We start from the raw sequence: 22,736 nt of genomic DNA on the forward strand, positions 1-22,736 counted from the left end.
TCGTTTTTCAGGTCTTCGGCCGATCAGCGGATGCGCTTGGCGGCCGGTTCCGGCGTCAGCTCGCCGGCGAGGCGACGGTCGAGGTAATCCTCGCATTCCGCCATCAGCGTTTCGGTCTGGCCGTTGAAGAAGTGGTTGGCGCCCGACACGGTCTTGTGCGTGATCAGGATGCCCTTCTGCGTCTTCAGCTTCTCGACGAGCCCGTTGACGTCCTTTTCCGGCGCGACCTTGTCGGCATCGCCGTTGATGATGAGACCCGAGGACGGGCAGGGCGCCAGGAACGAGAAGTCGTAGATGTTCGGCTGTGGGGCGATGGACATGAAGCCCTCGATCTCCGGGCGGCGCATCAGGAGCTGCATGCCGATCCAGGCGCCGAAGGAATAGCCGGCGACCCAGCAGCTCTTGGAATCGGGATGCAGGCTCTGCACCCAGTCGAGCGCCGAGGCGGCATCGGAAAGCTCGCCCGCACCGTGGTCGAATTCGCCCTGGCTGCGGCCGATGCCGCGGAAGTTGAAGCGCAGCGTCGTGAAACCGCGCTTCTGGAACATGTAGAAGAGCTGGTAGACGATCTGGTTGTTCATCGTGCCGCCGAACTGCGGATGCGGATGCAGCACGATGGCGATCGGGGCGTTCTTCTGCTTGGACGGCTGGTAACGGCCCTCAAGGCGACCGGCGGGTCCGTTGAAGATGATTTCGGGCATTCTTACTCCGGCGAGTTCGCGTTCAGGAACGGATTCTTGTCAATTGAAGTCTTGACGAAAGCACTCAGCTTTTCTAGAACCTAGTTTAGAACTATTCGAAACTGTTTAGGCGCATCGGGCGCCGTGAGCTTGGTGTCATAAGGCAAGCCCGGCGGACATTTCAAGAAAAATGCACGCCATCTGAAACTTGCCCGCCACGCACGGATGAAGAATGACGAAGACGGAGCGCACATATCTGGACTGGAACGCCACGGCGCCCTTGCTGCCGGCGGCGCGCGAGGCCTTTGTCGCGGCCCTGGACATGATCGGCAATCCGTCCTCCGTGCACGGCGAGGGCCGGGCGCTGCGCATGCTGGTGGAGGCCGCGCGCCGCGACGTCGCCGCGCTCCTCAACACGGCGCCCGCGCATGTCATCTTCACGAGCGGCGCGACCGAGGCGGCGAACCTCGTCCTGACGCCCGATTATCGCATGGGCCGCACGCCGCTTGCCATCGGCCGCCTCTATGTCTCCGAGATCGAGCACCCGGCCATCCGCGAGGGCGGGCGCTTTGCGCGGGAGAGCGTGACGACGGTTCCGGTGACGCGCGCCGGCATTGTCGATCTCGATGCGCTGGAAGCGCTGCTCCAGGACCACGACAAGGCCACGGGCCTGCCGATGGTCGCGGTGATGCTTGCCAACAACGAGACGGGCATCGTGCAGCCGGTGAAAGCCGTCGCCGGGATCGTGCACCGCCATGGCGGGCTGCTCGTCGTCGATGCCGTTCAAGCCGCCGGCCGCATGCCGGTCGATATCGAGGCGCTGGACGCCGACTTCCTCATCCTGTCCTCGCACAAGCTGGGCGGCCCCAAGGGCGCCGGCGCGCTGGTCTCGCGCGGCGAGGTGCTGATGCCGGCGCCGCTCATCCGCGGCGGCGGGCAGGAAAAGGGGCATCGCTCCGGCACGGAAAACCCGGCCGCGCTCGCCGGCTTCGCCGCTGCCGCGCGTGCGGCGGCCGCCGACATGGCCGAGCGCAATGCCCGGATCGCGGGCCTTCGCGACGCCCTGGAAGCGGGCATGCGGCTCGCTGCCAACGACGTCATCATCCATGGGGCGGAGGGCGAGCGCATCGCCAACACGTCCTTCTTCAGCCTGCCGGGCCTGAAATCCGAAACCGGGCAGATCGCCTTCGATCTCGAAGGCATCGCGCTTTCGGCCGGCTCGGCCTGCTCCTCCGGCAAGGTCGGACAGAGCCATGTGCTGACGGCCATGGGGTTCGATGCCACGCTGGGCGGGCTGCGTGTTTCGCTCGGGCCGGGATCGGGCCAGGCCGACGTGGATCGTTTTCTGGCCGCTTTTTCGCGCGTCGTCTCCCGGCGGCGTCTGACGGGCAATGCGGCCTGAAGGAATCTTGCGGAAACGCGAGTTTTCGCTTGCCAAAAGGTGGGAAAAGCCGCCTTTGGCGCTTACATAACCGGCGGCAGACCGCCACCCGTTAACAAGCTGCCGGACCTTGGATCCGGCGAGATTGGAGAACGATATGCCTGCGGTGCAGGAAACGATCGATCAGGTCCGTCAGATTGACGTCGACCAGTACAAATACGGCTTCGAGACGAAGATCGAGATGGAAAAGGCCCCGAAGGGTCTGTCCGAGGACATCATCCGCTTCATCTCGGCCAAGAAGAGCGAGCCCGACTGGATGCTCGAATGGCGCCTCGATGCCTATCGTCGCTGGCTGACCCTGGAAGAGCCCACCTGGGCGCGCGTCGACTATCCGAAGATCGATTTCAACGACCTGTACTACTATGCAGCGCCGAAGAACCAGAGCGGTCCGAAGTCGCTCGACGAGGTCGATCCCGAGCTCCTGAAGACCTATGAAAAGCTAGGCATTCCGCTGCGCGAACAGGAAATTCTCGCCGGTGTCGAGAAGTCCAAGATCGCCGTCGACGCCGTCTTCGATTCGGTCTCGGTCGTCACCACCTTCAAGGAAGAGCTGAAGAAGGCCGGCGTGATCTTCATGTCGATCTCGGAAGCCATCCGCGAACATCCCGACCTCGTGAAGAAGTATCTCGGCTCCGTCGTCCCGACGACCGACAACTTCTATGCCACGCTGAACTCGGCGGTCTTCACCGACGGTTCGTTCGTCTTCGTGCCGAAGGGTGTTCGCTGCCCGATGGAACTGTCGACCTACTTCCGCATCAACGAGAAGAACACCGGCCAGTTCGAACGCACGCTGATCATCGCGGAAGAAGGCGCCTACGTCTCCTACCTCGAAGGCTGCACCGCGCCGCAGCGTGACGAGAACCAGCTTCACGCCGCCGTCGTCGAACTCGTCGCGCTCGACGAGGCCGAGATCAAGTATTCCACCGTCCAGAACTGGTATCCGGGCGACAAGGAAGGCAAGGGCGGCATCTACAACTTCGTGACCAAGCGCGGCGATTGCCGCGGCAAGAACTCGAAGATCTCGTGGACGCAGGTCGAGACCGGTTCGGCCATCACCTGGAAGTATCCCTCGTGCATCCTGCGCGGCGACGGTTCGCGCGGCGAGTTCTACTCGATCGCCGTTTCCAACGGCCACCAGCAGATCGACAGCGGCACGAAGATGATCCATCTCGGCAAAAACACGTCGAGCCGCATCATCTCCAAGGGCATTTCCGCGGGCTTCTCCAACAACACCTATCGCGGCCAGGTCTCGGCCCACCGCAAGGCGGAGAACGCGCGCAACTTCACCCAGTGCGACTCGCTGCTGATCGGCGACAAGTGCGGTGCGCATACCGTGCCCTATATCGAGGCGAAGAACGCGACGGCCCAGTTCGAGCACGAAGCGACCACCTCGAAGATTTCCGAAGACCAGCTCTTCTACTGCCTGCAGCGCGGTATCCCGGAAGAGGCGGCGATCGCGCTGATCGTCAACGGCTTCGTCAAGGAAGTCATCCAGGAACTGCCGATGGAATTCGCCGTCGAGGCGCAGAAGCTGATCGGCATCTCGCTGGAAGGCTCGGTCGGCTGACCGGGTAGGGAATGCCCCGGCGGATTTCCGCCGGGTGGCCGGATGGCCTTTCGATGAAGTTCCGTCGTGATCCGTTATATTAGACGGTGCGGTTCTCATCGGGAGAGACGACATGGATCCGGTCAATCTGACGTACTACGCCGTGGTTTGCGGTGGACTGGCAGCGTATGCGCCCAACGTTCGGAACGTGGGCATACGAACGGTGGTGGGGCTTGGCCTCGGCGGGTTCTCCGCCATGATGCTTCCGGTGGTCCATTTCTTCCTCGGCTTCTGAAACGAACGGGAGTGCTGGATGCGCTCCGAACGCAGGACCGAGACATCATGCTTGAAATCAAGAATCTGCACGCTCGCATCGCCGAAGACGGCACCGAGATCATCCGTGGCCTGAACCTCACCGTGAAGGCCGGCGAAGTCGCCGCCATCATGGGCCCGAACGGCTCGGGCAAGTCGACGCTCTCCTACATCCTGTCGGGTCGCGAAGACTATGAAGTCACCGACGGCGACATCCTCTACAACGGCGAGAGCATCCTCGAGCTCGACCCGGCCGAACGCGCCGCCAAGGGCATCTTCCTCGCCTTCCAGTACCCGGTCGAAATCCCGGGTGTCGCCACCATGCAGTTCCTGAAGGTCGCGATGAACGAGCAGCGCAAGGCGCGCGGCGAGGACGAACTGACGACCCCGGACTTCATGCGCCGCGTCAAGGAAGCCTCCGCCGAACTGAAGATCGCGCCGGAAATGCTGCGCCGTCCGCTCAATGTCGGCTTCTCCGGCGGTGAGAAGAAGCGCGCCGAAATCCTGCAGATGTCCCTGCTGGAGCCGAAGCTGTGCATCCTCGACGAGACCGACTCCGGCCTCGACATCGACGCGCTGAAGATCGTCGCCGATGGCGTCAACGCGCTCCGCTCGCCGGACCGCGCGGTCGTCGTCATCACCCACTACCAGCGCCTGCTCGACTACATCGTGCCGGATACGGTGCACGTCCTCTACAAGGGCCAGGTCATCAAGTCCGGCGACAAGACGCTGGCGCACGAGCTGGAAGCCAACGGCTACGCCGACATCATCGGTGCTGCCGCCTGACGGCACGGTGAAGGAGTGATCCCATGAACATGCAGACAGGCAAGACGCTCTCGGTCGCCGAGACCGCGCTTTGCGAAGCCTATGACCACGCCATCGGCGACCTGCCGGGCGACGGCGCGGTGCTCGCCGCCCGTGACACGCTGATCAGCGATTTCAAGGATGCCGGCCTGCCCACGCGCCGCGTCGAGGCCTGGCACTATACGGACCTCAAGGCGCTGCTGCGCGCCGTGCCCGCGTTCGATCCGGCCGCCTCGGTCGCCCGGGTCGCGCCGCTGGTTGAAGGGGCAGCCGTCCTGTCGGTCGCCAACGGTCTTGCCGACGCCCGCGCGACGGTCGCAGGCGTGACGGTGCGCACCTTCAAGGATGCGCTGGCGGACGGTTCCGCCGCCGCCGGCCTTGCCGCCCGTGACGGCGACGACGCCATCGGCCGCATCAACGGCGCCTTCGTGCGCGACGGTTTCGTGCTCAACATTGCCGATGGCACGGAACTGGACGCCCCGCTCGAGATCCAGACGATCCAGAATGCCGGCCAGACGCATACGCGCTTCCCGGCCACCTTCGGGGCGAACAGCAAGGCGACGATCATCGAACGCCATGTCGCGGGTGGCGAGAACGCCGCCTTCGTGACGACGGTCAGCGACATCGCGCTGGCCGACGGCGCCGAGATCACCTGGATCATCCTGCAGGCGCAGGGCGCGGCCGACACGCATCTCGGCCAGATCCGCATCACGCTCGGCACCGATGCGAAGCTGCGCCTCTACGTGGTCAATGCCGGCGGCAAGCTCGTGCGGCAGGAAATCCACGTGATCGTGGCGGGCGAGGGCTCGGACCTGACGCTGCGCGGCATCAACCTGCTCGGCGGCGAGACGCACAATGACGTGACCTTCACGGTCGGCCATGACGTGCCGAACACCACGTCCAGCGAAGTCATCCGCAACGTGATCTTCGATCGCGCCCGCGGCGTCTTCCAGGGCCAGATTCGCGTTGCGCCGGATGCCCAGAAGACCGACGCCAAGATGTCGTGCAACACGCTGCTGCTGTCCGACGAAGCCGACTTCTCCGCCAAGCCGGAGCTGGAAATCTTCGCCGACGACGTGCAGTGCGGCCACGGCGCGACCGTGATCGACATCGACCACACGCAGCTCTTCTATCTGATGGCTCGCGGTATTCCGGAAAACAAGGCGCGCGCCATGCTGGTCAACGCCTTCGTCGCCGAAATCGTCGAGGAGCTGGAAAACGAGCCGCTGGTGGAAGCGCTGGAAGGCGTCATTGCCGCCTGGCTGGACAAGCACGCCTGACGCGAGGCCTTCCGGGCCGCGGAAAACGAGGAAGTCGAGATGGAACACGCACCCGCAAAGGCCTATGACGTCGAGGCGATCCGCAAGGATTTCCCGATCCTGTCGAAGACGGTCTATGGCAAGCCGCTGGTCTATCTCGACAACGGCGCTTCGGCCCAGAAGCCGCAGTCGGTGATCGACGCGGTAGCGCATGCCTATTCCAACGAATATGCCAATGTGCATCGCGGCCTCCACTTCCTGTCGAATGCCGCCACGGACGCCTATGAGGCGGCGCGCGAGAAGGTGCGCCGTTTCCTCAATGCCGGATCGGTCGACGAGATCATCTTCACGAAATCCTCGACCGAGGCGATCAATACGGTCGCCTATGGCTATGGCATGCCGAAGATCGGCGAGGGTGACGAGATCGTGCTGTCGATCCTGGAGCACCACTCCAACATCGTGCCGTGGCATTTCATCCGCGAACGGCAGGGCGCCAAGCTCGTCTGGGCGCCCGTCGACGATACGGGCGCGTTCCATATCGAGGACTTCGTCAAGTGCCTGACGGAGCGCACCAAGCTCATCGCGATCACGCATATGTCGAATGCGCTCGGCACCATCGTGCCGATCAAGGAAATCTGCCGCATCGCCCGCGAGCGCGGCATTCCGGTGCTGGTCGACGGGTCGCAGGGCGCGGTGCACATGCCGGTCGACGTGCGCGACATCGACTGCGACTGGTACGTGATGACCGGTCACAAGCTCTATGGTCCCTCGGGCATCGGCGTGCTCTACGGCAAGATGGACCGGCTCAGGGAGATGCGTCCCTTCCAGGGCGGCGGCGAGATGATCGTCGACGTCAGCGAGGACGCCGTCACCTATAACGACCCGCCGCACCGCTTCGAGGCCGGCACGCCGCCCATCGTGCAGGCGATCGGCCTTGGCCACGCGCTCGACTACATGGAGAAGATCGGCCGCGCGGCGATCTCCGCCCACGAGGCGGACCTGCGCGACTACGCCCATGAGCGGCTGTCGGCGATCAATTCGCTGCGCATCTTCGGCACGGCGCCCGGCAAGGGCTCGATCTTCTCCTTCGAGCTGGAAGGCATCCATGCCCATGACGTGTCGATGGTGATCGACCGGGCAGGGGTCGCGGTGCGCGCCGGCACCCATTGTGCCCAGCCGCTCTTGAAACGCTTCGGCGTCACCTCCACATGCCGGGCATCGTTCGGCCTCTACAACACGCGCGCCGAAGTCGATGTTCTGGCCGATGCGCTCGACCATGCCCGCAAGTTTTTTGCCTGAGGAGTAGACCCATGTCCCTCGATGCAACGGAAGACAAGATCGACGTCCGTGACGGCATCGTCCATTCGGCGATCCCGGAGGAGGAGCTGGCTCGTCTCAGCGACGACATCATCTCGGCCCTGAAGACGGTCTATGACCCGGAAATCCCGGCCGATATCTTCGAGCTTGGCCTGATTTACAAGATCGATATCGAAGACGACCGCATGGTCAAGATCGACATGACGCTGACGGCCCCCGGCTGCCCTGTCGCCGGCGAGATGCCGGGCTGGGTGGAAAACGCCGTCAGTGCGGTCGAGGGTGTGTCCGGCGTCGAGGTCAAGATGACCTTCGATCCGCCGTGGACGCCGGACCGCATGTCGGAAGAAGCGCAGGTCGCGGTCGGCTGGTATTGATCGTTTAACCGGCGATCACTAGATTCGGATTCGGAAACCATCGGGCCTTGAACCCGTTAGGTCGAAGGAGATACGGCCCATGGCCTTTGCAGTGATGACACTTACCGATGCGGCGGCGAACCGCGTCAAGGCGATCGTCGACAATGCCGGCGGCGACGCCGCGGGCATTCGCGTCGGCATCAAGAAGGGCGGCTGCGCCGGAATGGAATATTCCGTCGATCTCGTGACCGAGCCCAATGTCAAGGACGACCTGATCGAGCATGCCGGCGCCCGCGTCTGGATCGCGCCGGAGGCGGTGCTCTATCTCCTCGGCACGCAGATGGATTTCGAGGTGACGACGCTGCGCTCGGGCTTCACCTTCCATAACCCGAACCAGACGTCCGCCTGCGGCTGCGGCGAATCGGTCGAGCTGAAACCCGCCGATCTCGCGGCGCTCGCCGCTGCCGGCCAGCCGACGGTTCGTGCCTGATACCGCAGCGGCTTCCCGGACCGCTATTCCTCGCGACTTTCCTTCGCCGGCGCTTTTGCCTAGTCTCCGACGCACGGCATGAGGATCGCGTGCCGGCGTGATCGCCAGGGAGGGCGCGAGCGATGACCGGCTTTGCCACGACCCTTTACGAAAACCTGCCGTTTCCCGTGCTTATCGTCGATGGCGAGGCCCGCGTGGTCTCGCACAACGACGCGGCCGCCCGGACGTTCGGCTGGAATCGTGACGGCCGCAAACCGCCCGCCGCAGCGATTCTCGAGGGAGCGAACCCCGCGGCCCTTCTGGCCCGCCATGGCGTGGAAGGGCGGGAAAACGCCCACGCCTTATCCTTCCGGCATGACAATGGCTCCCGCTTCGAGGCGACGGCCCATGTCATCTGCCTTGCCGACGAGCCCGACGGCGCGCGCTATGCGCTGCTGCTGCGCAGCCTGCTGAGCGGCGGCAGCCATGGCGAGCAGATCCTGCTCGGCCAGCGCATCGCCGCCGCCCTCGACACCATGACCGAGGGCTTTGCGATCTTCGATTCGGCCGAACGGCTCGTGATGTTCAACCGGTCCTACAAGGAGCGCTGCGGCGAGGCGCGCGATGCCGTGCGCGTGGGTGCGACGCTGGAAAGCATCGCCCGCGCCAATATCCGCGCCGGCATGTTTCCCGGCATCGTCGAGGGCACGCCGGAGGCCGAGGCGATGGTGCGCGAGCGTCTCGAAAGTCACCGCAACACCGGTGGCGGCGGCGCCGTCTTCGAATTCGGCAAGGACCGGTGGATCCGCGGCGAAAGCCATGTCGCCGAAACCGGCGACATCGTCGCCATGCGCGTCGACATATCGGAATTGAAACGCACCGAGGCGGCGCTGGAGGAAAAGCGGCGCGACTATCTTTCGTTGCTGCAGATCCTGCCCGACATGATCCTGCGCTTCGACAAGAATCTCACGATCCGCTTTGCCAATGACAAATATGCCAACCGCTTCGGCCTGAGCGCGGAAGAGCTGATCGGCAGGAACCTCGCCGATCTCGCCCGCAATCAGGAGCAGCGGGCGCAGCTTGCCCAGGTGACGCGCTATACGCGCGAAGAACCGCTGCGCACCCAGGAGGTCTGCAGCGAGGGGCCGAACGGCGAGGAAATCTGGGTGCTGTGGACCGCGGTGGCGATCTTCGACGAGGAGGGCGTCGCAGAGGTGGTGAGCGTCGGGCGTGACATCACCGAGGCCAAGCGCCAGCAGCAGCAGGTGGAGGCGCAGACCAGCGAACTGCGCCGCAAGAACGAAGCGCTCGACCAGTTCACCGCCACCGTCTCGCACGACCTGAAGGCGCCGCTCCGCCACCTCTCGATGTTCGCCGAGATGATTTCGGAAGACCTGCATCGCGGCGAGTTCGCCGAGCTGCCGCACTATGCCGACCATGTGCGCAAGAGCGCGGCACGCATGCGCCGCATCATCGACAGTCTGCTGGAATTCTCGCAGATCGCCTATCGCATCGCCGCGCCGAAGCCGGTGTCGCTCTCCGTCGTCGTGCGCGATGCGCTGGCGCTTCTGGAGAGCCATGTCGAGGAAAGCGGCGGCACGGTGGACGTGCAGCCGCTGCCGGAGATCATGGGCGATCCGGAGCTTCTGAAGCGCCTTGCGCAGAATCTCATCGGCAATGCGCTGAAGTATCGCCAGCCCGAGCAGGCGCCGGTCGTGCGCATCTATTCCCGGCAGGGATTGCAGGGCATCGATTTCATCGTGGAGGATGACGGCATCGGCATCGACCCGCAGCATGTCGGGCGGATTTTCGAGGTTTTCCAGCGACTTCACCGCGATGAGTCAGTTTACCAGGGCACCGGCGTCGGCCTTGCCCTGGCGCGGCGGATCGTGGAGAGCCACAACGGCGTGATAGCGCTTGACACGAGCTATGGTCCGGGCGCACGTTTCATCGTGACGTTTCCACAACCCATGAAATCAAGGGGGAACGATCGTGGCGGGCTCGCCTAGAAAGCTGATCGTGGTCGACGATGATCCCGTGGACGTCCGCTTCGTCATGCGTGCCTTCAGCGATGCCGGCAGCCCCGTCGAGATCACCCACGTCGCCGATGCCGAAGTCGCCAGCGCGCGGCTTGCCACCGAAGCCTTCGATTACATCCTGCTCGACATCAACATGCCCGGCACCAGCGGCATGGATCTTCTCAAGCGTCTGCGCGGCCGTTCGCGAACGGCGGTGACGCCCGTCATCATGTTGTCCTCTTCGTCGAGTACGGTCGATGTCAACCGCGCCTACGAGAACGGCGCCAATGCCTATGCCGTCAAACCCTCGACGCTCAGCGGCTACCGGGAGTTTGCCGAAGGCTTTACCCGCTTCTGGGTGGACGTCGCCGTCTCACCCTGACCCATCCCTGCCCGCAAAGGAAAAGCCCCGGCCGATAGGATCGGCCGGGGCAAAGTTTTTCGTGCCGGTTATTCAGCCGCTTCGGCGTAGTCCTCGAGCGGCGGGCAGGAGCAGACGAGGTTGCGGTCGCCATAGACATTGTCCACGCGGTTGACCGGCGACCAGTACTTGTCGACGCGGAAGGCGCCTGGCGGGTAGCAGGCCTGTTCGCGCGAATAGGGGCGATCCCATTCGCCGACGAGGTCTTCCACCGTGTGCGGGGCGTTCTTGAGCGGGTTGTTCTCCCGGTCCATCCGGCCTTCCTCGATGGCGCGCGCTTCCTCGCGGATCGCCAGCATGGCGTCGCAGAAGCGGTCGATCTCGGCCTTGGTCTCCGATTCCGTCGGCTCGATCATCAGCGTGCCGGCAACCGGCCAGCTCATGGTCGGGGCGTGGAAGCCGCTGTCGATGAGGCGCTTGGCGACATCGTCGACCGTGACGCCGGCGCTGTCGGCCAGCGGACGCGTGTCGATGATGCATTCGTGCGCCACGCGGCCCTTGGCGGACTTGTAGAGCACGTCGTAAGCGCCCTTGAGGCGGGCGGCGATGTAGTTGGCGTTGAGGATCGCCACCTTGGTCGCCTGCGTCAGGCCTTCGCCGCCCATCATCAGGCAGTAGCTCCAGGAAATCGGCAGGATGGAGGCCGAGCCGAAGGGCGCCGCCGACACCGCGCCCGTGCCGCCGAGGCCCGGAATGTCCGGGTGGCCGGGCAGGAACGGGGCAAGATGCGCCTTGACGCCGATCGGGCCCATGCCGGGACCGCCGCCGCCATGCGGGATGCAGAAGGTCTTGTGCAGGTTGAGGTGCGAAACGTCGCCGCCGATATCGCCGGGGCGGGCAAGGCCGACCATGGCGTTCATGTTGGCGCCGTCCATATAGACCTGGCCACCATGCTTGTGCACGATCTCGCAGACCTCGCGCACGTTCTCCTCGAAGACGCCGTGCGTGGAGGGATAGGTGATCATGCAGCAGGACAGATTCTGCGCGTGCTGCTCGGCCTTGGCGCGGAAATCGTCCATGTCGATGTCGCCGTTTTCCGACACCTTCACGACGACGACCTTCATGCCGACCATCTGGGCGGAGGCCGGGTTGGTGCCGTGAGCGGAGGTCGGGATCAGGCAGACGTCGCGATGGGTGTCACCGTTGGCAAGGTGATAGGCGCGGATCGTCAGGAGGCCGGCATATTCGCCCTGCGCGCCGGAATTCGGCTGCATGGAGAGGGCGTCGTAGCCGGTGATGTCGCAGAGCTTCTGCGACAGGTCCTCGATCAGGTAGCGGTAGCCCTGCGCCTGGTCGGCGGGAACGAAGGGATGGATCTCCGAAAATTCCGGCCAGGTGATCGGCAGCATTTCCGCCGTCGCGTTGAGCTTCATCGTGCACGAGCCGAGCGGGATCATCGCCCGGTCGAGCGCGAGGTCGCGGTCCGAGAGGCGGCGGATGTAGCGCACCATCTCGCTTTCGGCGCGGTTCATGTGGAAGATCGGATGCGCCAGGTATTCGCTGGTGCGCAGCAGGTCTTCCGGCAGGCGGTAGTCCGGTTCGAACTCGGCCACCTCGAAATCGCCGCCGAAGGCGCGCCAGACGGCTTCCAGCGTGACGGGGCGCGAGCGCTCGTCGAGGCTGATGCCGATGCGGTCGTCGCCGATCTTGCGCAGATTGACCTCTTCCGCGACGGCCGTCTTCAGGATGATGCCCTGGAGCTTGCCGACATGGACGGTGATCGTGTCGAAGAACACCTCGGGTTCGACAGTGTAGCCGAGCTTTTCGAGGCCCTTGGCGAGGCGAACGGTCTTCTGGTGCACGCTCTGGGCAATCGCCTTCAGGCCCTGCGGGCCATGGAAGACGGCATACATCGAGGCCATGACGGCAAGCAGAACCTGCGCGGTGCAGATGTTCGACGTCGCCTTCTCGCGGCGGATGTGCTGCTCGCGCGTCTGGAGCGACAGGCGATAGGCGCGGTTGCCGCGGGCATCGATGGACACGCCGACGAGGCGGCCGGGCATGGAGCGCTTGTAGGCATCCTTGACGGCCATGTAGGCCGCATGCGGGCCGCCGTAGCCGACCGGCACGCCGAAGCGCTGGGTGCAGCCGATGGCGATGTCCGCATCCATGTCGCCGGGCGACTTGAGGAGGGCGAGCGCCAGCGGGTCGGCGGCGATGACGGCGATGGCGCCGGTCTGGTGCAGGCGGGCGATGAGGCCCGTGAAGTCACGCACATGGCCGTAGGTGCCGGGATACTGGAAGATCGCGCCGAAGACGTCGACCGGATCGAGATCGGTGAAGGGATCGCCGACGACGATCTTCCAGCCGAGCGGCTCGGACCGGGTCCTGAGCAGCGCGATGGTCTGCGGGTGGCAGTTCTCGTCGACGAAGAAGGCGGCTGCCTTGGACTTTGCCACGCGCTGGGCCATCGCCATCGCTTCGGCGGCGGCGGTCGCCTCGTCGAGCAGCGAGGCATTGGCGACGTCGAGACCGGTCAGGTCGCAGACCATGGTCTGGTAGTTGAGCAGCGCCTCGAGGCGGCCCTGGCTGATTTCCGGCTGGTAGGGCGTATAGGCCGTGTACCAGGCCGGGTTTTCCAGGATGTTGCGCTGGATGACCGGCGGCGTGATCGTGCCGTAGTAACCCTGGCCGATCAGCGAGACGAGCTTCTTGTTGCGGTTGGCGGTCTCGCGCAGCTTGTCGAGCGCCTCGCGCTCGGTCATCGGCGCGCCCCATTCGAGCGGCTTCGTCTGGCGGATCGATTGCGGAACGGTGTCGTCGATCAGCGCGTCGAGGCTCGGATAGCCGATCACCTTGAGCATCGCGTCCATTTCCTTCGGCGAAGGGCCGATATGGCGACGGTTGGCGAAGTCGTAGGGCTGGTAATCGGTAAAGGCAAAGTCCTTGGGAAGAGACATCAGCCGACAAGCTCCTTGTAGGCGGCTTCGTCCATCAGGCCATCGGCATCGGCCGGGTTGGCGAGCTTCAGCTTGAAGAACCAGCCGGCGCCCTGCGGGTCGCTGTTGACGAGGGAGGGATCGGCGGTGATCGCCTCGTTGATCTCGACGATCTCGCCGTCGAGCGGACAATAGACGTCGGAGGCAGCCTTGACGGATTCGACGGTGGCCGCATCGCCGCCCTTTTCGAACGTGGCGCCGACTTCAGGCAGTTCGACGAAGACGAGGTCGCCGAGCTGTTCGGCCGCGTGCGTCGTGATGCCGACGGTCGCAACGCCGCCTTCGATCTTCAGCCACTCGTGTTCTTCGGTAAATTTCAGCATGACGAACCTTTCTGATCAGCGTTTGAAGGTGTTCTTGACAAAGGGCATGGCCGATACGGTGACGGCCAGAAACTTTCCGCGCACGCCGGCATAGAGCTGGGTGCCGGGGGCGATGGCGGATTTGGCGACGTAGCCCATGGCGACGGGGCCATCGACATTGGGGCCGAAGCCGCCCGAAGTGACCGTGCCGACGACATCCTCGCCCTCGGGATCGGTGGCGAGCACCGCACCGGCGCGCACCGGCGCGCGGCCCTCGGCGCGAAGGCCGATGCGGCGGCGGTCGGCGCCGTTTTCAAGCTGGTCGAGAATGACGGCCGCGCCCGGGAAGCCGCCTTCGCGCTCGCCGCCCTTGCGGCGCGCCTTCTGGATGGCCCATTCCAGCGCGCCTTCCACCGGCGTCGTGCCGGTGTCGATGTCGTTGCCGTAAAGGCAGAGGCCGGCTTCGAGGCGCAGCGAATCGCGGGCGCCGAGGCCGATCGGCAGCACGTCCGGGTGATCGAGCAGACGGCGACAGACGGTTTCGGCAAGATCGGCCGGAATGGAGATCTCGAAGCCGTCTTCGCCGGTATAGCCGGAGCGCGAGACGATGCAGTCGGCATCGTGCAGGTCGCAGGCGCGCACGTCCATGAAGCGCATGGAGGAGATGTCGGCCCACAGTTCGGCAAGCACGGCTTCGGCATGTGGCCCCTGAAGGGCGATCAGCGCACGGTCGTCATGCAGCGTCAGGTCGCAGACGTCGCCGATCTTGGCCTGCATATGGGCGAAGTCCGCGTCCTTGCAGGCCGCGTTGACGACGACGTAGAAATGGTCGCCGCGATTGGCGATCATCAGGTCGTCGAGAATACCGCCTTCGTCATTGGTGAAGAGCGCATAGCGCTGGCGGCCTTCGCCGAGGCCGACGACATCGACCGGCACCAGCGTTTCGAGCGCGCGGGCGGCATCGGCATTGTCGCCGGAACGGGCGCGCACGGTGACCTGGCCCATATGGGACACGTCGAAGAGGCCGGCGCTGGCGCGGGTGTGCAGGTGTTCCTTCATCACGCCGGCCGTGTATTGCACCGGCATCTCGTAGCCGGCGAACGGCACCATGCGGCCGCCGAGCGATACGTTCAGCGCGTGAAGCGGTGTTTTCTTGAGTTCAGACGATCCGTCCAAAAGGCGCCCTCCAGTCCTTGGGCGCCCATCGTTCCTCCGGGCGCCGGCTCACAATCAGGCGCAGCTGCGCCGTTCTCCTGAGCCCCCTCTGTCCCTTTGCCTGAGATTGTTATCCCTTCGGCGAGCGTGAAAACGCTTCTCTCCAGAGTTCCGACGGCACCTTGCTGGTCCTTTTGCCTGAGAGTTTCCGGGGCGGTTGCTCCTTCGGCACCGGTTCCACCTTTCCAAAGGCGACCGATTTCTCCCAGCGAGGTCGGTTCCAGATAACGACCTTGCCTGTGTTTTGGCAAGAGTGCCGCGTCGCTGCCGAACAATTTTTTGTCGTTGCAGGAAGGGGATAAAAAGAAGGCCCCGGGAAGGGGGCCTTGCAGGAGGGAGGACGGCTGAGTTGGGGGGACGTTCAGTCAGGCTGGTCGGGAAGGGGCATTCCGTTTTCGTCATAGAGGCGCTGGGCCTCGGCCGCCGTGACCTGGGGCATGCCGCCGGGCGCGGTGATGAGGGCAAGCGCCAGGGCCGGTGGCTGGATCACGTTCAGCACGGCCACGATGCGTGCATCGCCGTGGATCTTCGCATCCTCGCTCCAATGGTGGATGCGCTGCTCGAAGAGCGTGCCCGTGCGGGTCTGCATTTTCATGCCCTGCGAGGCATAGGCGGCGGTGGCTGGCGAGACTGTCACGATCTGGGTCATGGCGTTTCAGCGGTCTGGTTGGTTGGTTTAAGGAATTTAACAGTTGCGCCTTTCGCGGGTGTAAAACGCGGTGGTTGCATTTTCATCGAAATTTAACGGTCTGCGCGCCCGCCCGCCGGCCTTGCCTTCGGCGGGCAAATTCCGCCATAAGAGGCGGAGAATGCCGCCGGAATCGAGCGGCAAGGCCGGTTCCGCCGTGGAAACCGCCAAGGACGACCAGCATGCCGCCGATGGCGCGGGGAGGACCGATGAAGCCGATTTTCGTGCAATTGCAATGCGCTCCGGGCAAGACTTATGAAGTGGCCGACGCGCTTTACGCTACGGAACTCATTTCGGAACTCTACTCCACCAGCGGCGACTACGACCTTCTCCTGAAGATCTATGTCGACAGCGAGGAGGACATCGGCAAGTTCATCAACGATCACGTCGCCTCCATTCCCGGCATCGTGCGCTCGCTGACCACGCTGACCTTCCGCGCATTCTAAGCAATATTCCCCTCCGCCTGTTCTTGCGCTAAGAGCGGCGCAACGAAAGAAGGCTGACATGGCAGGCATCGAACACAGGCAGGTGGAAGGCGACGAGGCGGGCATGCGCCTCGACCGGTGGTTCAAGGTCCATTACCCGGGCCTCGGCTTCGGCCAGCTCCAGAAATTGCTGCGCTCCGGCCAGGTCCGCGTCGACGGCGGCCGCGCCAAGAGCGACACGCGGGTGCAGCCCGGCCAGATGGTCCGCATCCCGCCGATGGACGTCGACGCCAAGGCGCCGAAGGCCGGCCCGATTGCCGGCCGCGATCTCAAGCATTCCCCCGATGGCGAATTGCTGTCCCGCATGCTGCTGCATGAGGACGACAAGGTCTTCGTGCTCAACAAGCCGGCCGGCATCGCCGTGCAGGGCGGTTCGGGCGTCACCCGGCATATCGACAAGATGCTGGAGGCCTGGACCAGCCAGAAGGGCGAGAAGCCGCGCCTCGTGCACCGCCTCGACCGCGACACTTCGGGCGTGCTCGTCATCGCCCGCACGCGCGGCGCCGCCCAGAAGCTGACCGCCGCCTTCCGCGAGCGCGACACCAAGAAGACCTACTGGTCCATCGTGAAGGGCGTGCCGAAGAAGCGTGAGGACAAGATCTCCACCTGGCTCGTCAAGGAACAGACGCCGGACGGCGACCGCATGCGCATCGCCAAGCACGGCGAAGACGGGGCGGACCACGCCGTGTCCTTCTACCGCGTCGTCGAGCAGGCCGGGCAGAACTTCGCCTGGCTGGAGATGGAGCCCTATACCGGCCGCACGCACCAGCTGCGCGTTCACGCCGCCCATATCGGCCACCCGATCCTGGGCGATCCGAAGTATTTCGAGGCGGACATCAACTGGCCCTTCCCGGGCGGCGTGCAGAACCGCCTGCATCTCCATGCCCGTCACATCGACATTCCGCATCCCTCGGGCGGGCGCCTGCGCGTGACCGCGCCGCTGCCGCCACACATGGTGCAGACGTGGAATCTCTTCGGCTTCGACCAGAGCGCGGCGGACGAGGAAGACTGATGCGCCTGGTTCTGTTCGATTGCGACGGCACGCTGGTCGACAGCGCGAACCTGATCCATGAGGTCATGGCGCGTACATTCGTCGATTTCGGCCATGCGCGGCCGGATGTCGCCGAGACCAAGGCGATCATCGGCCTGACGCTCGACATCGCCATTGCCCGCATGCAGGGCAAGCCGCATGTCGACGAGGAAGCGCTGGCCATGACCGCGCATTACAAGGCGATCTATTCGGGCGTGCGCGCCGAGCCCGGTTATCAGGAGCCGCTGTTTCCCGGCATCGCCGCCATGATGGCGCGGCTCGATCGGGAGGACGACCTGATCCTCGGCGCCGTCACCGGCAAATCCCGCCGCGGCCTCGATCTCATCCGTACCGCCCACGGCTTCGACAAGACCTTCTTCGTTTCGCGCACGGCGGACGACTGCCCCTCCAAGCCGCATCCCGCCATGGTGACGGAATGCTGCAGCGAAGCGGGCATCGATGCCGGCCGAACGGTTGTCATCGGCGATGCGATTTACGATATGCAGATGGCGAAGGCCGCCGGCGCTCAGGCGATCGGCGTTTCCTGGGGCTATGCCTCGGTGCCCGAACTGGTCGAGGCCGGCGCGGATCATATCCTGCGCACGCCCGCCGACCTTCTCGAATGGCTGGAGATTTCCGATGCGTGACATCCTGAGCGACCTTTCCGACGCAATGAGCGATCCCGATCCGGTACGCCGCGCGCAGATCCAGATGAAGCGCCCGCTGCCGAAGCGCTTCTACAAGGAGGTGTCCACGGAGCGGACGGAAGAGGGCTATCGCATCCTGCTCGACGGCCGTCCGGTGCGCACGCCCGGCAAGAAGCTGCTTGCCGTGCCCGCCGCCGCCATCGCCGAGCGGCTGAAGGCCGAATGGGACGGGCAGGGCGAGGAGATCGACCCCGCCAGGATGCCGGTGACGCGTCTTGTGAACACGGCCATCGATGGGGTCACCGAGAACTTCGATGCGGTCTTCGAGGAGATCGTGCGTTTCGCCGGCACGGACATGCTGTGCTACCGCGCCGATTCTCCTGACGGACTTGTCGCGCGTCAGCGCGAAGGCTGGGACCCGGTGATCCGCTGGGCGGCGCACGCGAAAGGCGCGTGTTTCATCCTTGTGGAAGGCGTGATGCATCAGGAGCAGCCGGCCGAGGCCATCGAGGCCTTTGCGGCGGCGCTTTCGGTCTACCGGGATCCGCTCGCGCTCGCCTGCCTGCACACGGTCACGACGCTCACCGGTTCGGCGCTGCTGGCGCTGGCGCTGGCCGAAGGCGTGATCGATGCGGAAAAGGCCTGGTCGCTCGCCCATGTCGACGAGGATTGGCAGATCGAGCAGTGGGGCACGGACGAGGAGGCTTTCCACCGCCGCGAACTGCGCCGCGCCGAACTGGACGTCGCCGCCACCGTTCTGGCCGGCCTCTTGTCCTGATCGTTTTACAGCCTAGAATCCGTTTCCACTGAAACGGAGGATATGTTCATGGTCGACCGCTTGTCCGCCTTCCGGCCACAAGCCCTGGCACTGTTGCGCATCATGACGGCGCTGCTCTTCATCGAGCATGGAACGCAGAAATTCTTCGATTTTCCGCCGGCCGAGCAGCCCTTCGGGAATCTGATGAACATCATCGGCGTCGCGGGCGCGCTGGAGATCGTCGGCGGCCTGTTGATTCTGGTTGGCCTCTTCACGCGGCCGGCGGCCTTCGTGCTCTGCGGCTTCATGGCAGTCGCCTATTTCATGGCGCATGCGCCGCAGAGCTTCTTTCCGATCAACAATCGCGGCGATGCCGCGATTCTCTTCTCGTTCGTCTTTCTCTACCTGACCGTGGCGGGGCCGGGGGCTTTCGCCCTCGACAATCGCCGGGTCTAGCTTTTTTACCGCATTGTCCGACGCCGAAGCGATCCCGCTTCGGCTGGAAATGCTTTAGGCGACGAACTTCAGGCCGAGAATGCCGGTGACGATGAGGGCGATGCAGCCGAGGCGCATGGCGGTGACCGGCTCGGCGAAGAGTATGATGCCGAGGAAGACGGTACCGACCGTGCCGATGCCCGTCCAGATGGCATAGGCCGTGCCCATCGGCAGCGTCTTCACGGCAAGGCCGAGCAGCACGATGCTGATGACCATGGAACCGGCGGTGAGCACAGTGGGGAGGGGCTTCGTGAAGCCATCGGTATATTTGAGACCGACGGCCCAGCCGATTTCAAAGAGACCTGCGAGGGTGAGAAGAATCCAGGGCATTTTGCCTACTCCGTTTCAAGGGAGCGAGGCCGTCCCCGCGATCGTGACCGGATTGTTCCGGCGGTAGCCGTCTACCGGGGCGAACTATTGCTCAACCGCGCGGCAAGGGCAAGGGCGGGGGCGGCACGTCAGCCATGCGCCCCCGCCATAGCTTTCTCAGCCGAGGCGTTCGGCATGCCATTTCAGATGATCGTCCATGAAGGTCGAGATGAAGTAGTAGGAATGATCGTAGCGCTCGTGCATGCGCAGCGTCAGCTTGATGTCCGTGTCCTTGATCGCCTCCTCGAACAGCCAGGGGCGCAGGCCGTTTTCCAGGAAGCCGTCCGCCTTGCCCTGGTCGATGAGGAATTCCGGGAACCGCGCGCCGTCCGCCACGAGGGCGCAGGCATCGTATTCGCGCCATTTCGCCTTGTCGGCGCCGAGATATTTCTCGAAGGCCGGCGCCGACCAGTCGGCGGTGGAGGGTTCGACGATCGGTGCAAAGGCCGAGCAGCTCTTGAAGCGGTCCGGATGCTTCAGCGCGATGGTCATCGCGCCATGGCCGCCCATCGAGTGGCCGAAGATACCCTGGCGGTCCATGTCCATGCGGAAATGCTGACGGAGGAAATTGGGCAGCTCCTCCGTCACGTAGCTGTACATCTGGAAATTCCTGGCCCAGGGCTCCTCGGTGGCATCGAGATAGAAGCCCGCCCCCTTGCCCATCTGCCAGTTGGTGATTTCATCCGGCACGTCGCTACCGCGCGGGCTCACATCCGGGCAGACGACGATGAGGCCGAGTTCGGCGGCCATGCGGCGGTACTCGCCCTTTTCCAGCACGTTGGCATGGGTGCAGGTGAGGCCGGAGAGATACCACAGCACCGGGCGCGGCTCGCGGGTCGCCTGCGGCGGCACGAAGACGGCAAAGGTCATCTCGCAGTTGCAGGCTTCCGAATCGTGGCTGAACACGCCCTGCATGCCGCCGAAGGCGGTGTTCTGGGAAAGCACTTTCATTAGGAACTCCGATGGGTTTCAGGTGGCGAGCGACACGGCCGCGTTGACCGCGGCGGCGACCAGCACCGTGTTGAAGAAATAGGAAACAACAGCATGCAGCAGGTTCACCTTGCGCATCGCCGTCGAGGTAATCGCGACGTCGGAGGTCTGCGCCGTCATGCCGATCACGAAGGCGAAATAGAGGAAATCATAGACGCCGGGGGGCGAATCGTCGGGAAACTTGAGGCTCCGGGCGGCGTCCTTGCCGATCCTGGCACGGTCCGGTCGCCAGTAGAGATGGGCGTAGTGCAGCGCCGCCATGGTATGGATGGTCAGCCAGCCGAGCGCCACGGAGGCGAAGGCGAGCACGAATTCGGGGCCCGTCGCTGCCGCCCGGTTCAGCACCACGAAGAGCGAGCCCGTCGAGATCGCGACGGCGGCGAAGGTGACGGCGAAGATGATGCCGACCGGCTCGTCGGCATCCGTCGCGTAGTGCTCGAGATAGGCGGCGGTAAGGTAAGGCAGCCTGAGGGCGGTCAGAAGCAGGTAGGAGAGGAAGAAGGCGACGGCCGCGGCATCGACCGCGAAATCCGGCTTGAGCCACAGCGCGGCCGCAAGCACGAGCGCCGAAGAGCCGAGGCCGGCGTAAAAGGGGACGTGCCGCCCATAGGTCCGCGGCCCCGGCGCGCCCGTCATGCGCCGGTCCGCGCGTTCTTGGCCCGGCGGCAAAGACGGTCGAGCGTTTCGAGGAAGGCGGAACGGTCGCGCGGCGAAAAGGCGGCATTGTAGCCCTTGCTTTCGCCCGTCTCGCGCAGATGCGCACCGAGATCGCGCATGGCGCTCGCCATGCCGATATTCGTCTGGTCGAAGAGCCGGCCGGTGGGGCCGGTGACATGCGCGCCCTTGGCGACCGTGCGCCCGGCGAGCGGCACGTCGGCGGTGACGACGATGTCACCCTCCCGCACATTCTCGACGATCCAGTTGTCCGCCGCATCGAAGGCGCCGGAGACGATGACGTTGCGGATCATCGGATCGCGGGAGGGACGCAGGCCAGAATTGGCGACGAAGGTCACGGGCAGGCCGTGGCGTTCGGCCACCTTCAGGATTTCCGGCTTCACCGGGCAGGCGTCGGCATCGACATAGAGGATCGGCAGGTCTTCGCTCATTGCTCTTTCTTCGGCCACTATCGCCGCGCCGCGCCCTGGCCTTGCGGGGTGGAGGCGCTGGCAGGCGTCGAGCCGGAGGTCGTGCCGCTCGCCGTGGTGGCGCCGCCGTTCTGCGGACGCCAGATTTCGGTTCCCAGCGCTTCGCCGCTGATGTTCGTCCAGACGCCGGACCAGGAGCCGTCGCCCTGAAGCTCGTAGAGCGCGATGCCGTGCCCTTCGCCGGTACTGTAGCTGACGGCGAAGGTCTTGTCCGACCCCTTGGCCAGCGTACCGATGCCCTGCGTCTCGTCCGCGCCGAAGCGCCAGGTGACGGCATAGGTCTCGCCGGTCTTCTTCACCTCGATGACCCCCTCATAGGGACTGTGGTCGCCGGGATTGGTGCCGGTCATGGCATAGGTGCCTTCCGGCCCGGCCAGCGCGAGCGACGGCGCAAGGCCGGCGGCGGCGAGAAGCGCGGCCGCGATGATGCGTCGTACCGGGCGGATCGTGATGGTCATGGCTGGCTCTCTGTCGCGGGGCGGATCATGTCGATATGCGGAATGCCGTCCTCGACATATTCCTCCGACGTCGGCGAAAAGCCAAGCGAGCGATAGAAGCGTTCGAGATAGCTCTGTGCCGAAAGAGCGATGGGCATGCCGGGAAAATGCGTCTCGCAGGCGCTGATCGCCTCCTGCATCAGCGCATCGCCCAGACGCTTGCCGCGATGGTCCGGCGCGACGAGCACGCGGCCGATGCGCGGCGGCTTGCCCTCCGGCTGCCAGAGCCGCGCATAGGCGGCCGTGTCGCCGTCGATCAGCAGCCGCAGATGCAGCGCCGCCATGTCCTTGCCGTCGAGTTCGGGATAGGCGCAGGCCTGTTCCACGACGAAAACGTCCACGCGCAGCCGGAGCAGCGCGTAGAGTTCGGCGGCGGAGAAGGCCTCCAGCCGCCGGATGTCGACGCTATAGGCAGACGCCGTCATCAATAAACGACCACGCCGCGGATGGACTTGCCGGAATGCATCAGGTCGAAGCCGTTGTTGATCTCTTCCAGCGGCATGGTGTGGGTGATCATCGGATCGATCTGGATCTTGCCCTCCATGTACCAGTCGACG

Annotated in this window: 26 protein-coding genes, 1 pseudogene and 1 riboswitch; of the genes and pseudogenes, 15 read left to right on the top strand and 12 right to left on the bottom strand. The window is 64.7% G+C overall.

The genetic code is table 11. The features are described from left to right. Window positions 1-23: 23 nt before the first annotated feature. Entirely contained in the window at window positions 24-701 is a 678-nt protein-coding gene (locus V8U06_RS03650; RefSeq protein ID WP_226918901.1) for an alpha/beta hydrolase, read from the bottom strand. Between the two features lie 211 nt (window positions 702-912). Between V8U06_RS03650 and V8U06_RS03655 the strand changes: the two genes are divergently transcribed. The 10 genes from V8U06_RS03655 (at window position 913) to V8U06_RS03700 (ending at window position 10,581) form a co-directional block, all read left to right on the top strand. Next, window positions 913-2,082, top strand: a complete 1,170-nt coding sequence (locus V8U06_RS03655; protein ID WP_427139532.1) for a cysteine desulfurase family protein — start codon at window positions 913-915, stop codon at window positions 2,080-2,082. Window positions 2,083-2,218: 136 nt separating this feature from the next. Further along, complete coding sequence (gene sufB / locus V8U06_RS03660; RefSeq protein ID WP_427139533.1) at window positions 2,219-3,688, top strand: Fe-S cluster assembly protein SufB; 1,470 nt, start codon at window positions 2,219-2,221, stop codon at window positions 3,686-3,688. Between the two features lie 112 nt (window positions 3,689-3,800). Beyond that, a complete protein-coding gene (locus tag V8U06_RS03665; RefSeq protein WP_226918904.1) occupies window positions 3,801-3,962 on the top strand; it encodes a hypothetical protein in 162 nt (53 codons plus the stop codon). Between the two features lie 47 nt (window positions 3,963-4,009). Further along, window positions 4,010-4,765: a Fe-S cluster assembly ATPase SufC gene (gene sufC / locus V8U06_RS03670; protein WP_226918905.1), complete on the top strand. Its 756-nt coding sequence runs from the start codon at window positions 4,010-4,012 to the stop codon at window positions 4,763-4,765. A gap of 23 nt (window positions 4,766-4,788) precedes the next feature. Then, window positions 4,789-6,063: a Fe-S cluster assembly protein SufD gene (sufD, locus tag V8U06_RS03675; protein WP_427139534.1), complete on the top strand. Its 1,275-nt coding sequence runs from the start codon at window positions 4,789-4,791 to the stop codon at window positions 6,061-6,063. Between the two features lie 39 nt (window positions 6,064-6,102). Then, window positions 6,103-7,341: a cysteine desulfurase gene (locus V8U06_RS03680; RefSeq protein ID WP_427139535.1), complete on the top strand. Its 1,239-nt coding sequence runs from the start codon at window positions 6,103-6,105 to the stop codon at window positions 7,339-7,341. A gap of 11 nt (window positions 7,342-7,352) precedes the next feature. After that, a complete protein-coding gene (locus V8U06_RS03685; RefSeq protein ID WP_226918908.1) occupies window positions 7,353-7,733 on the top strand; it encodes an SUF system Fe-S cluster assembly protein in 381 nt (126 codons plus the stop codon). A gap of 79 nt (window positions 7,734-7,812) precedes the next feature. Further along, complete coding sequence (gene sufA / locus V8U06_RS03690; RefSeq protein ID WP_427139536.1) at window positions 7,813-8,202, top strand: Fe-S cluster assembly scaffold SufA; 390 nt, start codon at window positions 7,813-7,815, stop codon at window positions 8,200-8,202. 122 nt (window positions 8,203-8,324) lie between these two features. Beyond that, the gene (locus V8U06_RS03695; RefSeq protein ID WP_427139537.1) at window positions 8,325-10,190 is read left to right on the top strand and encodes a PAS domain S-box protein; all 1,866 of its coding nucleotides are present in this window, start codon (window positions 8,325-8,327) and stop codon (window positions 10,188-10,190) included. 10 nt (window positions 10,191-10,200) lie between these two features. Beyond that, a complete protein-coding gene (locus V8U06_RS03700; RefSeq protein WP_427139538.1) occupies window positions 10,201-10,581 on the top strand; it encodes a response regulator in 381 nt (126 codons plus the stop codon). Between the two features lie 68 nt (window positions 10,582-10,649). On the opposite strand, the gene gcvP is transcribed toward V8U06_RS03700, so the two are convergent. The 4 genes from gcvP to V8U06_RS03720 all read right to left on the bottom strand — a co-directional run bounded on the left by gcvP (window position 10,650) and on the right by V8U06_RS03720 (window position 15,725). Beyond that, window positions 10,650-13,520, bottom strand: coding sequence for an aminomethyl-transferring glycine dehydrogenase (gene gcvP / locus V8U06_RS03705; RefSeq protein WP_427139539.1), 2,871 nt, complete (start codon window positions 13,518-13,520; stop codon window positions 10,650-10,652). Next, window positions 13,520-13,882: a glycine cleavage system protein GcvH gene (gene gcvH / locus V8U06_RS03710; RefSeq protein WP_427139540.1), complete on the bottom strand. Its 363-nt coding sequence runs from the start codon at window positions 13,880-13,882 to the stop codon at window positions 13,520-13,522. The genes gcvP and gcvH overlap by 1 nt, the downstream gene beginning before the upstream one ends. Window positions 13,883-13,897: 15 nt before the next feature. After that, window positions 13,898-15,037, bottom strand: a complete 1,140-nt coding sequence (gene gcvT, locus V8U06_RS03715; protein WP_427139541.1) for a glycine cleavage system aminomethyltransferase GcvT — start codon at window positions 15,035-15,037, stop codon at window positions 13,898-13,900. Between the two features lie 155 nt (window positions 15,038-15,192). Then, window positions 15,193-15,294: riboswitch (glycine riboswitch) on the bottom strand. A gap of 143 nt (window positions 15,295-15,437) precedes the next feature. Continuing rightward, window positions 15,438-15,725 carry a hypothetical protein gene (locus tag V8U06_RS03720; protein WP_226918915.1) on the bottom strand — a complete coding sequence of 96 codons (288 nt, stop codon included), beginning with the start codon at window positions 15,723-15,725 and terminating at the stop codon, window positions 15,438-15,440. Between the two features lie 248 nt (window positions 15,726-15,973). Between V8U06_RS03720 and V8U06_RS03725 the strand changes: the two genes are divergently transcribed. From V8U06_RS03725 to V8U06_RS03745, 5 genes are read left to right on the top strand one after another with little or no spacing between them, the layout of a single operon-like run. After that, a complete protein-coding gene (locus tag V8U06_RS03725) occupies window positions 15,974-16,210 on the top strand; it encodes an Lrp/AsnC ligand binding domain-containing protein (protein ID WP_024271053.1) in 237 nt (78 codons plus the stop codon). 58 nt (window positions 16,211-16,268) lie between these two features. Further along, complete coding sequence (locus tag V8U06_RS03730; RefSeq protein WP_226918916.1) at window positions 16,269-17,261, top strand: RluA family pseudouridine synthase; 993 nt, start codon at window positions 16,269-16,271, stop codon at window positions 17,259-17,261. Then, entirely contained in the window at window positions 17,261-17,926 is a 666-nt protein-coding gene (locus tag V8U06_RS03735; RefSeq protein WP_427139542.1) for an HAD-IA family hydrolase, read from the top strand. The genes V8U06_RS03730 and V8U06_RS03735 overlap by 1 nt, the downstream gene beginning before the upstream one ends. Next, on the top strand, window positions 17,919-18,704 hold the full coding sequence (locus V8U06_RS03740; RefSeq protein ID WP_427139543.1) for an ATP12 family chaperone protein: 786 nt from the start codon (window positions 17,919-17,921) through the stop codon (window positions 18,702-18,704). The genes V8U06_RS03735 and V8U06_RS03740 overlap by 8 nt, the downstream gene beginning before the upstream one ends. Before the next feature lie 42 nt (window positions 18,705-18,746). Next, window positions 18,747-19,139: a DoxX family protein gene (locus tag V8U06_RS03745; RefSeq protein ID WP_427139544.1), complete on the top strand. Its 393-nt coding sequence runs from the start codon at window positions 18,747-18,749 to the stop codon at window positions 19,137-19,139. A gap of 54 nt (window positions 19,140-19,193) precedes the next feature. On the opposite strand, the gene V8U06_RS03750 is transcribed toward V8U06_RS03745, so the two are convergent. The 7 genes and pseudogenes from V8U06_RS03750 to V8U06_RS03780 all read right to left on the bottom strand — a co-directional run. Further along, window positions 19,194-19,508 (bottom strand): DMT family transporter, encoded by a 315-nt coding sequence (locus V8U06_RS03750; RefSeq protein WP_427139545.1) that lies wholly within the window; start codon window positions 19,506-19,508, stop codon window positions 19,194-19,196. A 156-nt stretch (window positions 19,509-19,664) separates the two neighbouring features. After that, entirely contained in the window at window positions 19,665-20,498 is an 834-nt protein-coding gene (gene fghA / locus V8U06_RS03755) for an S-formylglutathione hydrolase (RefSeq protein ID WP_427139546.1), read from the bottom strand. Window positions 20,499-20,516: 18 nt separating this feature from the next. Continuing rightward, window positions 20,517-21,173 (bottom strand): DUF1345 domain-containing protein, encoded by a 657-nt coding sequence (locus V8U06_RS03760; RefSeq protein ID WP_427139547.1) that lies wholly within the window; start codon window positions 21,171-21,173, stop codon window positions 20,517-20,519. Continuing rightward, window positions 21,170-21,643: a YaiI/YqxD family protein gene (locus tag V8U06_RS03765; RefSeq protein WP_427139548.1), complete on the bottom strand. Its 474-nt coding sequence runs from the start codon at window positions 21,641-21,643 to the stop codon at window positions 21,170-21,172. Before V8U06_RS03765 ends, V8U06_RS03760 begins: the two co-directional genes overlap by 4 nt. Before the next feature lie 17 nt (window positions 21,644-21,660). Further along, window positions 21,661-22,140, bottom strand: a complete 480-nt coding sequence (locus V8U06_RS03770; RefSeq protein ID WP_427139549.1) for a hypothetical protein — start codon at window positions 22,138-22,140, stop codon at window positions 21,661-21,663. Further along, window positions 22,137-22,604, bottom strand: coding sequence for a GNAT family N-acetyltransferase (locus V8U06_RS03775; RefSeq protein WP_427139550.1), 468 nt, complete (start codon window positions 22,602-22,604; stop codon window positions 22,137-22,139). The genes V8U06_RS03770 and V8U06_RS03775 overlap by 4 nt, the downstream gene beginning before the upstream one ends. Then, window positions 22,604-22,736 (bottom strand): annotated as a pseudogene (locus V8U06_RS03780) (S-(hydroxymethyl)glutathione dehydrogenase); the annotation flags it as partial. The pseudogene V8U06_RS03780 and the gene V8U06_RS03775, both read right to left, overlap by 1 nt.

This window comes from Shinella sp. G-2 (assembly GCF_050172695.1).
Taxonomy (GTDB): Bacteria; Pseudomonadota; Alphaproteobacteria; order Rhizobiales; family Rhizobiaceae; genus Shinella.